This is a genomic window from Bradyrhizobium vignae (assembly GCF_004114425.1).
GTDB lineage: Bacteria > Pseudomonadota > Alphaproteobacteria > Rhizobiales > Xanthobacteraceae > Bradyrhizobium > Bradyrhizobium vignae.
The window spans coordinates 1-12,732 of sequence record NZ_RDQF01000034.1 but is presented as its reverse complement, the minus strand read 5'-3'; the positions used below and the strand labels follow the sequence as shown (position 1 = coordinate 12,732).

The 12,732-nt window shown below is 65.0% G+C and carries 9 protein-coding genes; 4 read left to right on the top strand and 5 right to left on the bottom strand.

Annotation, left to right across the window (positions count from 1 at the left end):
- Positions 1–132 precede the first annotated feature (132 nt).
- Positions 133–687 (bottom strand): c-type cytochrome, encoded by a 555-nt coding sequence (locus tag EAV90_RS25010; protein ID WP_122405773.1) that lies wholly within the window; start codon positions 685–687, stop codon positions 133–135.
- Positions 688–922: 235 nt separating this feature from the next.
- Here EAV90_RS25010 and EAV90_RS25005 point away from each other — a divergent pair, with 235 nt between their 5' ends.
- Both EAV90_RS25005 and EAV90_RS25000 read left to right on the top strand, forming a co-directional pair.
- Positions 923–1,663: a 3-deoxy-manno-octulosonate cytidylyltransferase gene (locus EAV90_RS25005; RefSeq protein ID WP_129144998.1), complete on the top strand. Its 741-nt coding sequence runs from the start codon at positions 923–925 to the stop codon at positions 1,661–1,663.
- A 21-nt stretch (positions 1,664–1,684) separates the two neighbouring features.
- Positions 1,685–2,542, top strand: a complete 858-nt coding sequence (locus EAV90_RS25000) for a prephenate dehydratase (RefSeq protein WP_122405775.1) — start codon at positions 1,685–1,687, stop codon at positions 2,540–2,542.
- A gap of 104 nt (positions 2,543–2,646) precedes the next feature.
- On the opposite strand, the gene EAV90_RS24995 is transcribed toward EAV90_RS25000, so the two are convergent.
- On the bottom strand, positions 2,647–3,672 hold the full coding sequence (locus EAV90_RS24995; protein WP_129144997.1) for an LLM class flavin-dependent oxidoreductase: 1,026 nt from the start codon (positions 3,670–3,672) through the stop codon (positions 2,647–2,649).
- Positions 3,673–4,069: 397 nt separating this feature from the next.
- Between EAV90_RS24995 and metF the strand changes: the two genes are divergently transcribed.
- The gene (gene metF / locus EAV90_RS24990; RefSeq protein WP_164937098.1) at positions 4,070–4,990 is read left to right on the top strand and encodes a methylenetetrahydrofolate reductase [NAD(P)H]; all 921 of its coding nucleotides are present in this window, start codon (positions 4,070–4,072) and stop codon (positions 4,988–4,990) included.
- A gap of 6 nt (positions 4,991–4,996) precedes the next feature.
- On the top strand, positions 4,997–8,848 hold the full coding sequence (gene metH, locus EAV90_RS24985; RefSeq protein ID WP_129144995.1) for a methionine synthase: 3,852 nt from the start codon (positions 4,997–4,999) through the stop codon (positions 8,846–8,848).
- 325 nt (positions 8,849–9,173) lie between these two features.
- Here metH and EAV90_RS24980 read toward each other — a convergent pair whose 3' ends face one another.
- From EAV90_RS24980 to glpK, 3 genes are all read right to left on the bottom strand, one after another.
- On the bottom strand, positions 9,174–9,803 hold the full coding sequence (locus EAV90_RS24980) for a glutathione S-transferase family protein (RefSeq protein WP_122405778.1): 630 nt from the start codon (positions 9,801–9,803) through the stop codon (positions 9,174–9,176).
- A 347-nt stretch (positions 9,804–10,150) separates the two neighbouring features.
- A complete protein-coding gene (locus EAV90_RS24970; RefSeq protein WP_122405779.1) occupies positions 10,151–10,744 on the bottom strand; it encodes a GNAT family N-acetyltransferase in 594 nt (197 codons plus the stop codon).
- A 250-nt stretch (positions 10,745–10,994) separates the two neighbouring features.
- Positions 10,995–12,500 (bottom strand): glycerol kinase GlpK, encoded by a 1,506-nt coding sequence (glpK, locus tag EAV90_RS24965; protein WP_122405780.1) that lies wholly within the window; start codon positions 12,498–12,500, stop codon positions 10,995–10,997.
- Between the last annotated feature and the right edge of the window lie 232 nt (positions 12,501–12,732).

Genomic DNA, 12,732 nt, shown 5'->3' with positions numbered 1-12,732 from the left:
TTCCTCATCTTGGAAGCCCCGACGACCCATCGCATGCGGCCAAACGCCCCGATAACGTCGTCGCGAGGTCCGGATAAGGAAACGGCCAGGCTTTTCAGCCCGGCCGCACATTCCGAATGAGTTCTGGAGGCCTTACTTCGACGCGGTCGGCAGCGACTGAGGATGGTCCGACAGCGAGTTCAGATAGGCAATGACGTCGGCGCGCTCGGAGTCCTTCGGAATGCCGGCGAAGCCCATCGCGGTGCCCGGAATGAAGCCCTTCGGGTTGGCAATGAACTTGTTGAGATCGTCGAAGGTCCAGGTGCCACCCTTGGCCTTCATGGCGGCCGAGAAGTTGAAGCCGCGGCCTTCGCCCTTCGGCTCGCCGACAACGCCATAGAGGTTCGGACCGACCCGATTCGGGCCACCCTTCTCGAATGTGTGGCAGGCGCCGCATTTCTTGGCGGCGGCAGCGCCCTTCTCGACGGAGGCAGTCTGGAGCAGCTTTTCGATCGGCTCGGAGGACGCTGCGGCGGCGGCACCACCTTCCTTGCCGTGGCCGGCATCTTCCTTCACCGCGATCTCAAAGCCCGGCTTTTCCGGCATCTTGGGGGAGAATAGCGCCTGGGCGGTGAAGCTCGTCACCAGCAGAACGAGACAGGTGCCGAGCACGGCACCGAGAATCTTATTGAGTTCAAAAGAGTCCATTTCCGGCCAGGCCCCACCGCAAGAAGGAAACAGCGGCCCGGATGGCCGCCAGGACGAGCCTCGGGAGAATCAAAACGTTCCTTATTGTTTCCCCGAGTTTTGTCATTGAGATATCGGTTTGCCCGGGGTCTGGCAACCCGTATAAGCGACCCGGCTTTCAGCCCGTCCCCACTCCATTTCTCGGCGCGGAAAACGCCCGGTTTCCAGGCTCTCGACCCCGGACCTTTGAACCCAAATGACCGATCCTCGCATCCTGGTGCTGATCCCGGCCCGCATGGCCGCCACCCGCCTGCCCGGCAAGCCGCTCGCCGATATCGCGGGTCTGCCGATGATCGTGCACGTGCTGCGCCGTGCCGAGGCCGCGGCAATCGGCCGGGTCGCGGTCGCCACCGACACCGACGAGATCGCCTCGGTAGTGACCGCCCATGGCGGCGAGGCCGTGATGACCCGCGCCGACCACCCCTCCGGCTCGGACCGCATTCACGAGGCCATGCAAAAGCTCGATCCTGAGGGCAAGGCCGAGATCGTGATCAATCTCCAGGGTGATTTCCCGACCATCACGCCGGCAACGATCCGCGAGGTGCTGCCGCCCTTCGACGACCCCGCGGTCGACATCGTCACATTGGCCTCGCAGATCCACACCGAGGAGGAGGACCTCGCCCCGAGCGTGGTGAAGGCTATCGGTTCGCCGATCGGGCCGAAGCGGTTGCGGGCACTTTATTTCACCCGCGCCACAGCTCCTTACGGCAACGGACCGCGATACCACCATATCGGCCTTTACGCCTATCGCCGCGCCGCGCTGGAGCGGTTCGTGTCGCTGCCGCCTTCGCCCCTGGAACGCCAGGAGAGCCTGGAACAGCTGCGGGCGGTGGAGGCCGGCATTCGCATCGACATCATGATCGTCGACAGCGTCCCCCGGGGCGTCGATACGCCGCCCGATCTCGAAACCGCGCGCAGCATCCTTTCCAAATCCTGAGCCGCTGCTACAAGGCCGACCATGAGCAAGATGAAGATCGCATTCCAGGGCGAGCCCGGAGCCAATTCCCACATCGCCATCGTCGAGGCCTATCCCGACGCCGAGCCGATGCCCTGCGCCACCTTCGAGGACGCGCTGTCGGCGATCTCCTCGGGCGAGGCCGATCTCGGCATGATTCCGATCGAGAATTCGGTCGCGGGCCGCGTTGCCGACATCCATCATCTCTTGCCGGCCTCCGGACTTTTCATCATCGGCGAATGGTTTCTGCCGGTCCGGCATCAGCTGATGGCGGTGAAGGGCACCAAGCTCGAAGACATCAAGAGCGTCGAGAGCCACGTGCATGCGCTCGGCCAGTGCCGGCGCATCATCCGCAAACTCGGCATCAAGCCGATCGTGCACGCCGACACCGCCGGCAGTGCCCGCGATATCTCCGAGCGCAAGGACAAGACCGTCGCTGCGATCGCCTCGCGCCTGGCCGCCAAGATCTACGGCCTCGACATCCTTGCCGACGACATCGAGGACGAGGCCCACAACACCACGCGCTTCGTGGTGCTGGCGCGCGAGCCGAAATGGGCGCCCCAAGGCACCGGCCCGCTCGTCACCACTTTTGTGTTCCGCGTGCGCAATTTGCCGGCGGCGCTCTACAAGGCGCTCGGCGGGTTCGCCACCAACGGCGTCAACATGACCAAGCTCGAGAGCTACATGGTCGACGGCAATTTCTTCGCCACGCAGTTTTATGCCGACGTCGACGGCCACCCCGATGACAAGGGCCTCGCCTTCGCGATCGAGGAGCTGAAATTCTTCTCGCGCGAATTCCGCATCGTCGGCGTGTATCCGGGACATCCGTTCCGGGCGACATTCAGCGAGACGCAGGATTGAAGCTGTCGTTCCGGGGCACGCCAAGCGTGAACTATGGTGCGCACTTGCGCACCTGGGAACCTCGAGATTCCGGGCTCGATGCTTCGCATCGCCCGGAATGACGATCAATCGCTTAAGCCACTTGTCCTACCAAGCCCGAACGCCTCCGCCAGCAGCGAATACGATTTCTTTCGCGCCTCGTGGTCGTACACTGCGGTGATCACCATCAGTTCGTCCGGCTTGCTCGCGTAGATCAGCGGCTGCAGCTTCTTCTGCACCGTCGCGGGGCTGCCGACGAACAGGCGCGAGCGGTTGCGCAGGATCGAGGTGCGCTCGGCGTCCGTATACGGATAGGCCATCGCCTCCTCGACGCTCGGCAGCGGCAGATATTGACCACGGTCACGGCGAAGGCGGTTGAGGTCGAAGGAAGAGGCGAGCCTTTCGGCCTCCTCGTCCGTATCGGCCGCGATGACAGCAACCGCGAGGATCGCATGCGGCGCCGCGCGCCAGGCTGAGGGCTGGAAACGGTTGCGGTAATGTACCATCGCATCGATTGCGTCGTGGGAGGCGAAATGATGGGCAAAGGCGAAGCCCATGCCGACCTGGGCGGCCAATTCCGAGGAATAATCGCTGGAGCCAAGCAGCCAGATCGGCGGCAGCCTGGTATCGTCGGGCATCGCAACGACGCTGTTGTAGGGGTGCCCAGCGGGGAATTCGCGGGTCTCCCACAGGATCAGCTCGTGCAGCCGCTCCAGGAAATCGTCGCCCTCGCGACGGTCGAGCCGGCTCCTGAGCGCGTAGGCTGTGGCGCCATCGGTGCCCGGCGCACGGCCGAGACCGAGATCGATCCGGCCGGGAAACAGCGCCTCCAGCATCTTGAAGCGCTCGGCCACGACCAGCGGCGCGTGGTTGGGCAGCATCACGCCGCCGGAGCCAACCCGGATGTGCTTCGTCACCGCCGCGATCTGCCCGATCATCACATCGGGCGCGGGGCTCGCGACGGACGCGAGGTTGTGATGCTCGGCGAGCCAGTAGCGGACATAGCCGAGCCCATCGACGTGGCGCGCCAGGTCGATGCTGTTGCGCAGCGCCGCGGCAGGCTTGGTGCCGGTGGTGACCACGGAGAGGTCGAGGACTGAGAGCGGGATCATGGCGGCTTAAGGTAATGGACGTCCGCGCAGCGGCAATGGGCCAGCTCCGCAGGTCAGATGCGTGCCAGCGGAGCGCTCGTCACGCCCGACCGAGCGGAAGGGTGGGATTGAGACAGCTACAATGACGCAATGCTGGCGCCGCCCACGTAGGAGAGAGGCGCTTAACGTCGATCAGACCCCAGCCAATGCACTGATTTGTAATAGAAATATTTTTTGCGCCGACTTCCCACTCAGATCGATCAACGTTCAATAATTCGTCAATTCCTGGCCCAAGTGGGCCACTTCCCATCCCTGATGGGCTGTCGATCCAACGGACTTTGCCCTATCTTAGGCCTCCCCGAGCTGGATGCCGCTGCTGGCCGCTGTGGCTGAGCGAGACCCTGGAGTGAGTGGTGCCATGACTGACGCGACGACGCCTGGCCAAGCCAATGGGCAAGACGGGCACCTGAAGCGGCCTGCGATTTCCTTCGAGTTCTTTCCGCCCAAGACCGAGGAGATGGAGCGCAATCTCTGGGAGACCATCAAGCGGCTCGCCCCGCTCGAGCCGAAATTCGTCTCGGTGACCTACGGCGCCGGCGGCTCGACCCGCGAGCGGACCCATTCGACCATTGCGCGCATCCTCAAAGAAACCGCGCTGCTGCCGGCGGCGCACCTGACCTGCGTCGGCGCCTCGCGCGGCGAGATCGACGCGATCGTCGACCGCTATCACGAGGTCGGCGTGCGTCACATCGTGGCCTTGCGCGGTGACCCCGTCGGCGGCATCGGAACACCCTATTCCAGCCATCCCGACGGCTATCAGAGCTCGGCCGACCTCGTCGCGGGAATCAAGAAGCGGCACGGCGATATCGAGGTGTCGGTATCCGCCTATCCCGAGAAGCACCCCGAGGCGCGCGACTTCGATGCCGATATCGACACGCTGAAGGCCAAGGTCGACGCCGGCGCGACGCGCGCGATCACCCAGGTGTTCTTCGATAACGACTTTTACTTCCGCTATCTCGACCGCGTTCGCGCGCGCGGGATCAACATTCCGATCGTGCCGGGCATCATGCCCATGCACAATTTCAAGCAGGCGCGCAATTTCGTCACCCGGAACGGCACCACCGTGCCCGACTGGCTCGCCGCGAAGTTCGAGGGCCTCGATGACGACGCCGAGACCCGCAAGCTGGTGGCGGCGACCGTCGTCGCCGGCCAGGTGCAGAAGCTCGCCAAGCACGGTGTCGATACCTTCCACTTCTACACCATGAACCGCGCCGATCTCGTGTTCGCGATCAGCCATTTGCTCGGCATCCGTGCCAAGACCGCCCAGAAGGCAGCGTAAGAGAAAATGACCTTACCCGTTTCCGCCAAGCGAACTGCCCTGCTGAACGCCGCACGCGAGCGCATCCTCGTGCTCGACGGCGCCATGGGCACGATGATCCAGAATCTGCAGCTCGACGAGGCCGCCTTCCGCGGCGAGCGCTTCAAGAATTTCCATCGCGACCTTCGCGGCAACAACGATCTGTTGATCCTGACCCAGCCGCAGGCGATCGAGGACATCCACGCCGCCTATTTGCGTGCCGGCGCCGACATCGTCGCGACCAACACCTTCTCGACGACCTCGATCGCGCAGGCCGATTATGACCTCACCGACATTGTCTATGAGATGGCGCGCGAAGGCGCCCGCCTCGCCGGCAATGCCGCCCGCCGCGTCGAGGCCGAGGACGGCAAGCCGCGCTTCGTTGCAGGTGCCATCGGCCCCACCAACCGCACCGCCTCGATCTCGCCCGACGTGTCCAATCCGGGCTACCGCGCCGTCACCTTCGACGATTTGCGCAAATCCTACGGCGAGCAGATCCGCGGCCTGATCGACGGCGGCGTCGACCTCCTGCTGGTCGAGACCATCTTCGACACGCTCAACGCCAAGGCGGCGCTCTATGCGATCGCCGAGATCACCGAAGGGCTCGGCATCGACATGCCCGTGATGGTGTCGGGCACCATCACCGACAAGTCCGGCCGGCTGCTGTCGGGACAGATGCCGGAAGCGTTCTGGAATTCGGTGCGGCACGCCAAGCCCATCACCATCGGCTTCAACTGCGCGCTGGGCGCCGAAGACCTGCGCGCGCACATCGCCGATATCGGCCGCGTCGCCGATACGCTCGTGTGCGCCTATCCCAATGCCGGCCTGCCCAACGAGTTCGGCCAGTATGACGAGACGCCCGAATACATGGCGCGGCTGATCGGCGAGTTCGCGCGCGATGGCCTCGTCAACATCGTCGGCGGCTGCTGCGGCACCACGCCAGACCATATCGCCGCGATCGCCGCCGCGGTGGCCCCGCACAAGCCTCGCATCGTGCCCGAGATCGCGCCGCGCCTGCGGCTCTCCGGCCTCGAGCCGTTCGTGCTGACGGACGCGATCCCCTTCGTCAATGTCGGCGAGCGCACCAACGTCACGGGGTCGGCGCGCTTCCGCAAGCTGATCACCGCCGGGGACTACGCCGCCGCGCTCCAGGTCGCGCGCGATCAGGTCGAGAACGGCGCGGTAGTCATCGACGTCAACATGGACGAAGGCCTGCTCGACTCCGAAGCCGCCATGGTGACCTTCCTCAATCTCGTCGCGGCCGAGCCGGACATCGCGCGCGTGCCGATCATGATCGATTCCTCGAAATTCTCCGTGATCGAGGCCGGCCTGAAATGCGTGCAGGGCAAGCCGGTCGTCAACTCGATCTCGATGAAGGAAGGCGAGGAGAAGTTCATCCACGAGGCGAGGATCGCCCGCCGCCACGGCGCGGCCGTCGTGGTGATGGCATTCGACGAGGTCGGCCAGGCCGACACGTTCGCGCGCAAGACCGAGATCTGCAAGCGCGCCTACGACATCCTGGTGAACAAGGTCGGCTTCCCGCCTGAGGACATCATCTTCGATCCGAACATTTTTGCGATCGCGACCGGCATCGAGGAGCACAACAATTACGGCGTCGACTTCATCGAGGCGACGCGCTGGATCCGCCAGAACCTGCCGGGCGCGCATGTCTCGGGCGGCGTCTCCAATTTGTCCTTCTCGTTCCGCGGCAACGAGCCGGTGCGCGAGGCCATGCACTCGGTGTTCCTGTATCACGCCATCAAGGCCGGCATGGACATGGGCATCGTCAATGCCGGGCAGATGATCGTCTATGACGATATCGATCCGGAGCTGCGGCAGACTTGCGAGGACGTCGTCCTCAACCGCGATCCCGGCGCCTCCGAGCGTCTGCTGGCGCTCGCGGAGAAATTCCGCGGCAAGAAGTCGGAAACCAAGGAAGCCGATCTCGCCTGGCGCGAATGGCCGGTGGAGAAGCGCCTGTCGCATTCACTGGTGCACGGCATCACCGAATTCATCGAGCAGGACACCGAGGAGGCCCGCAAGAATTCCTCGCGCCCGCTCGATGTCATCGAGGGACCGCTGATGGCCGGCATGAACGTGGTCGGCGACCTCTTCGGCGACGGCAAGATGTTCCTGCCGCAGGTGGTGAAGTCCGCGCGCGTGATGAAGCAGGCCGTCGCTTATCTCATGCCGTTCATGGAGGAAGAAAAGGCGCGCAACCTCGCCAGCGGCATCGGCACCGAAGGCTCCTCGTCGGCCGGCAAGATCGTGCTCGCGACCGTCAAGGGCGACGTCCACGACATCGGCAAGAACATCGTCGGCATCGTGCTCCAGTGCAACAATTTCGAGGTCATCGATCTCGGCGTGATGGTGCCGGCGGCGAAGATCGTCGAGACCGTGAAGGCGGAGAAGGCCGACATCGTCGGGCTGTCAGGCCTGATCACGCCCTCGCTCGACGAGATGGCGTTCTTCGCCGGCGAGTTGCAGCGCGAAGGCTTGAAGCTGCCGCTGTTGATCGGCGGCGCCACGACGAGCCGCGTGCATACGGCTGTCAAGATCGATCCGAGCTATCGCGCCGGTCCCGTCGTCCACGTCAACGACGCCAGCCGCGCGGTCGGCGTCGCCTCTGCGCTGCTCTCGCCGGAGAAGCGCGAGACCTATGCCGCCGAAGTGCGGGCCGAATACGCCAAGATCTCGGAGGCGCATCTGCGCGCGCAGGCCGACAAGAAGCGCCTGAAGCTCAGCGACGCCCGTGCCAACCGCGTGCCGGTCGACTTCGTCGCGAACAAGCCGGTGAAGCCGACCTTCCTCGGCACCCGCAGCTTCGACGAATACGACCTCGCCGAGCTCGTGCCCTACATCGACTGGACGCCGTTCTTCCAGACCTGGGAGCTCGCGGGACGCTTCCCCGCCATCCTCGATGACGCCAAGGTCGGCGAGGTCGCGCGCTCGCTCTACGACGATGCGCGCAAGATGCTCGACACCATCGTCAAGGAGAAATGGTTCCGGGCCCGCGCCACGATCGGCTTCTGGCCGGCGAATGCGCAAGGCGACGACATCGTGCTTTATGCCGATGAAAGCCGGACCAAGAGCATCGCGACGCTGCACACGCTGCGCCAGCAGCTCGAGAAGCGCGAGGGCCGCTTCAATGCGGCGCTCGCCGACTTCATCGCGCCCGCCGGCGTTCCCGACTATATCGGCGGCTTCGTCGTCACCGCCGGGATCGGCGAGGATGCGGTCGCCGACCGCTTCAGAAGCGCGAATGACGATTATTCCTCGATCCTGTGCAAGGCGCTGGCCGACCGCCTCGCCGAAGCCTTTGCCGAGCGCATGCATGCCCGCGTGCGCCGCGAGTTCTGGGCCTATGCGCCGAACGAGGCGCTCACCAACGAGGAACTGATCCTCGAAAAGTATCAGGGCATCCGCCCCGCGCCCGGCTATCCCGCCCAGCCCGATCACACCGAGAAGTCAACGCTGTTCGCGCTGCTCGATGCGGAAGCCACCGCCGGCGTGAAGCTGACCGAGAGCTTTGCGATGTGGCCGGGCTCGTCCGTGTCCGGGCTCTATTTCGCCAGCCCTGCGAGCTATTATTTCGGCGTCGGCAAGATCGAGCGCGATCAGGTCGAGGACTACGCGGCACGCAAGGGCATGAGCGTCGCGGAAGCCGAGCGCTGGCTCGCGCCGGTGCTGAACTACATCCCGTCGCAGGAGGGAACAGACAAGGCCTTCCCGGCCAAGCCGGCGAACGACGAGATGCCGAAAGACCTCGCCTCGCATCCGCCGGGCTGCACCTGCGCGGTGCACCTCGTCTGGCAGAAGAAGCGCGCGGGGGCCGGATAAGCGCGCCTAAAAACAAAAAATGAGAAAACAACCCCATGCACAGTAGCGATGGGGTTGAAAAGGTTGCGCAATTTCGGTCTTGCCGAAAACGGGTTGCGACGTCGGGCAAAACAGGGGTAATATTCCATCATCAGCTGCAGTGCCGGCCTTCGCACTCCGGCGGATGGGAGCGCCCCTCACCCTGCTCTCGGTCTCGTGCCCCGGACGCTGCGCAGCGCGAAGCGATGCGCTGCAGAGCCGCGGTCCCACGTCTCCAGCGACGCGTGCCGCCTGGGTCCCGGCGCAGCGTTGCACGCTGCGCCGCAGAGCGGGACACGAGCCCGCCTCATCCCTTCGGCGGCGCCAATGGCTGCACGATCTCCTTGAACGGGGCCAGTGCCTCGCAACGCTCGCTATGTGCCGCGAGCGCCGGGTACCGCGCAGGCTCGAACAGCTGCGGGTGTGCCTCGCGGGTGAAGCGGACGACGCAGGCGACCGCGATGTCGGCATGGCCGATGCGCATCCCCAGCCAGTACGGCGTCGTCACCTTGGCGCGCTCGGCTTCGAGCACGGCAAGCACGTCCGCGATCTGCGCCTGGCAACGCTCGACCCACAGCGCGAGCTGCTCCTTCCGCAGCACGCGCTCGTAGAGCAGGCTGACCGCCTTGTCGCCGAGACCGGAGGCGAGCGCGCAGATGCGCAAATGCTTGCGGCGATCGGTGCTGCCGCGCGGCAGCATCGCCTTCTCGGGTCCGACGAGATCGTCGAGATAATCGAGGATGATCATGCTTTCGATCAGCGCCTCGCCGTCGTCGAGCACCAGGGTCGGCACGCGGCGCAGCGGATTGTAGGGCGCGATCCTGTCGGCATCGCCGAAGGTCGACCACGGTCTGTGCTCGAAGGCGAGCCCGTAAAGCCGCAGCGCGATCGCGACGCGGCGGACGAAGGGGGAATCATATTGGCCGATCAGGAACATGGTTCTCGCTCTTCTCGATCATTGGACAAGGCAGGGCCGGCCAGTCTCCACGACCAGGTCGATGCGGCGCAACAAATATATCGGAAATGGAGCATTGCGCCGGCCGCAATGACGCGGCGACGGCCTCATGCGCTCCACGCTCATAGGCCGTCCTGGATCGCGCGCTTGATCGGAGCGATCGCGGTCTCGTTGCGCCTATACATCGTCCACTGCTTGATCCATTTGGCTCGCACCAGCTTCGCAGCGGTCAGCACCCGCATGTGCTCGCCGCTACCAAGACCACCGCGATCCAATCAGCGAATTATTGAACATCGACAGCAATGACGGAGGAGGAGGCGGCCGGGGCTCTACTCGATGATCGGCACATGCTTCGCCGCCGTCCGCGGCGCGGTGCCGTCGAGGCGTGGGTCGTCGGCGATCTCGATCTGGCGGCGGAAGGGGCGAAAGCCGGACCGTTGGTAGAACGCGAGCGCGGAGGGATGATCGAGCGTGCAGGTGTGGACCCAGACGCGGCGGAGGTCGCGTGACCAGGCAAGCTCCAGCGCGCGGTTCATCAGGAAGCGGGCGGCGCCAGTGCCGATCAAGGGGGCGGTGACGCCGAAATAGACCAGCTCGCATTGGCCGGGCTCGCGGAAGTCCAGTTCGAGCAGGCCTTCATCGCGGCCGTCGACGGCCAAGGCATAGACCTCGATGCCCGGCGCGTGGATGATTGCGGCGAGCTCCATGTCGGTCATGCGTGCGCGCGAGAACCACAGCCAGTCCTCGCCGACGCGGCGGTGGAGATCGCGGTACCAGGGAAGCGGCGGAGCTTCGACCTTGCGCAAGCTCCATGCGCCGGGCGGATCGTCGCGGCGCGCGGGAGGTGCGGTCATCTCCAGATGGGTCACGACGGCGGCGATCTTGCCGGCGGGCACGTCGGAATATCCGTCGGGGAGGATCATGGTTCGTTGCTTCCCTTCGTAATGGGCTAGCGGGCGGTATCTTTTGAGGAAAGACAGCAGCGCCGCACTCCGTCATTGCGAGCCAACGGGTCCGCGCATAGCGCGGCCCGACGACAGGCTCCGCGAAGCAACCCAGAATCTTTTGCGAGGAGGCAGTCTGGATTGCTTCGTCGCAAGAGCTCCTCGCAATGACGACGTGAAGGCAGTTGCGCGCGCCTCGCGGCATCGAGCTGCGAGGCTGTGTCTACGCCTACCCCTCCCCCTCATCGCTCGCCAGCACGCCCTTCACCGCCCTCGCCCATCCCGCGAGCTTCCGCTGCCGCGTCGCCTCGCTCATGTTCGGCTTGAAGCGGTGTTCGAGGCGCCAGTTGTCGGCGAATTTGGTCGGCTCGGGATAGACGTCCGCATTGAGGCCGGCGAGGTAGGCGGCGCCCAGCGCCGTGGTCTCCTGGATCACGGGGCGATCGACCGGCGCGTCCAGGAGATCGGCGAGGCGCTGCATGGTCCAGTCGGAGGCGGTCATGCCGCCGTCGACGCGCAGCACGACGCTGGCGGTTTCCGAGCTCGGCCAGTCCGCGCGCATCGCGGCCCAGAGGTCGAAGGTCTGGTAACAAACACTCTCCAGCGCGGCGTGGGCGAGCTCGGCAGGGCCGGTGTTGCGGGTGAGGCCGAACAGCGCGCCGCGCACGCGCGGATTCCAATAGGGCGCGCCCATGCCGACGAATGCGGGGACGAGATAGACGCTCTGCATGGAGTCCGACTGATCGGCGAGAGGTCCGGTCTCGGCGGCGTGCTTGATGATGCCGAGGCCGTCGCGCAGCCATTGCACGGCGGAGCCGGCGACGAAGATCGAGCCTTCGAGCGCGTAGGTGCGTTTTCCCTCGAGCTGATAGGCGACGGTGGTGAGCAGCTTGTTCTTGGAGGCGACCGGCGTGGTGCCGGTGTTGAGCAAGGCAAAACAGCCCGTGCCGTAAGTGGATTTCATCATGCCCGGGCGGAAACAGGCCTGGCCGATAGTTGCGGCCTGCTGGTCGCCGGCAATGCCGGCAATTGCGATCGGTCCGCCGAACAAATCCGGGGTGCTCTCGCCGAAGCGGGCGGAGGAATCCTTCACCTCGGGCAGCATCGAGCGCGGCACGCCGATGATCTCGAGGAGCTCGTCGTCCCACTGGCCGGTATGGATGTTGAACAGCAGCGTGCGCGAAGCATTGGTGGCGTCGGTGGCGTGCACCTTGCCGCCGGTGAGGCGCCAGAGCAGGTAGCAATCGACGGTGCCGAACATCAGCTCACCGCGCGCGGCGCGTGCCCGTGCGCCGGGGACGTGGTCGAGGATCCAGGCGACCTTGGTGCCGGAGAAGTAGGGATCGATGATCAGGCCAGTCTTCTCAGAGATCACGGGCTCATGGCCGTCGGCCTTGAGCTTGGCGCAGATGTCGGCGGTGCGGCGGTCTTGCCAGACGATGGCTCGGTGCACGGCTTGGCCCGTGGCACGATCCCACACCACGGTGGTCTCGCGCTGGTTGGTGATGCCGATCGCGGCGATGTCTTTCGCGCTGATGCCGGCGTGCTCGATGGCCTCGCGGCAGACCATCACGGTCGAGGTCCAGATGTCCTCCGGCTCGTGCTCGACCCAGCCCGAGGCCGGGAAATGCTGCGGAAACTCGGCTTGCGCCTTCGCCGCAATGGAAATATCGCCGCGAAACACGATCGCGCGCGAAGAGGTGGTGCCCTGGTCGATGGCGAGGACGAAAGACATGGAAGTTAACCTTGGCGTTTTCCCAGAGAGGAGTCGTTGTGTCGCGCCAAAGGGAGCGGATTAGGACGGCAAGGTCAAGGTAGGTCTCGCTTACCCTCCCCTGGAGGGTAGGGCTATCGCATATGGGCGAGGGCGGAGAGAAGGAAGTCATTATTCCATCTGGCTTGGAGCATTTTGTGGCTGATGCGGGCAGGACCGGGCGTTGCCTGCAGGGTATTGATGGCCAGCTTGC